The organism is Maritimimonas sp. 2405UD52-3, from assembly GCF_056591715.1.
On record NZ_JBWQOL010000015.1, the window covers coordinates 1 to 1329 of the forward strand.

The following is a 1329-nucleotide window of genomic DNA, read 5'->3' on the forward strand; positions in this document are numbered from 1 at the left end:
GTCTCGGCTATGAGTAGTTGCGTGGTTTAGCAGTTAACTTTGCAAGTACGCACCTAACTGAAAATCCGCGAGGATTTTCAGAAGTAGGCGAGAACCAGCAATTACTTATAGCCATTGTTGTGCGTAGTTATTTTTTAGTTTTTCAAATTCCTTTTCGTATTTCTCTATTCGAGCCTCGTCTTTTGTCGATAACAGAAACGGTTTTCTTTTTCCCGTAACCATTGTATCATAAACCAAATTTCCATTTTCATCTTTTAATTCAACTTCATTATGAGCCTTAAATCTTAAGCATTCTGTATTGGTCAATTTGACTGCAAGGTTTGCATATTCTTTAGTAGGAAATTGATTTGATAGTTCGAGCAATTTTAATCCTTTCAATTCACCAATTGGTTCCAAAGATTCGTCAGCCACTTTTATGTTACTTAACCTCAAATATTCCAGTTGTGTCAATCCTGATAAGGGTTTTAAAGTGTCCACTTCTAGTTTTTTATCAATTCCACCATCCAAAGAAAGACTTTTAATTTGAGTTGCTTTGCCCAAAGCTGACAAGTCTGAAATTTTAGAATAGTCTCTAATTGCCAATTTATTTAAGTTCGGTTTAGATTTTATATTCCAAAGTCCAGTTGCTTTTGTATTCCATTCAGTTACCAGAGTTTCACATTTTTCTAAAGTTTCTAAACAACTCAAATCCTTGGCAAGGAATTGATAAAGGCTAACATACTTTGGTTGTTGAAACGAGAAAATCTGTTCAATATCTTTCTCTTTTGCTCCAATTAACCAAAGTTTTTCAATATTCAGTTCCTTTAAGAGTTCTCGATTTTTAACATCCGCACGAATATGCAATTCCGTTTTAGAATTGTCAAAATCTGCCAAATCAGAAGTAAATTCTGGTTTGTTCTCAAATCGGTCTATTGAAATTTTGTTCATTTTCTCTAATTACGCACAATGACCTGCTAAACGCAGTTCTGTTTTGCGAATGAAAAGATAATAAATTCTTTATCAATAATTTGAGAAGGCGACTTCCTTATAGTCTCGAATTATTGATTATCGATTAGCTTCGCGTTAGTGAAGCGTTGATTGTAGAATTTATTAGATTGAGAATTCAAGAAACAGATCCAAATTGCATTTAGTTTATGTTGTAGTGTCGTTTTGGTTAGATACCCATCTAAAGCTGTTGTATTACTCCAGTGAGGTATTGCAATTTGGTTTAGCAGGTCATTGTAGTGCATTTCTTTTGGGGAGGGAGTGCGAAGCACGCAGCAACAAAAGTCAGCTTTAGCTGAATGCACTACAACGTCACCTGTGTATGGCTTAGTGAGGTGCAGCCTC

General features: G+C 35.1%; 2 protein-coding genes. Both read right to left on the minus strand.

What is annotated here, in order from left to right:
- Positions 1-105: 105 nt before the first annotated feature.
- Positions 106-927, minus strand: a complete 822-nt coding sequence (locus AC1EU5_RS15955; protein ID WP_480193415.1) for a hypothetical protein — start codon at positions 925-927, stop codon at positions 106-108.
- Positions 928-1037: 110 nt separating this feature from the next.
- Positions 1038-1329 (minus strand): hypothetical protein (locus AC1EU5_RS15960; protein WP_480193416.1); only part of this gene is annotated, 292 nt, incomplete at its 5' end.

Excerpts from the sequence above, each read along its gene's own strand:
- AC1EU5_RS15955 (WP_480193415.1), bottom strand. The coding sequence starts at position 927 with ATGAACAAAATTTCAATAGACCGATTTGAGAACAAACCAGAATTTACT.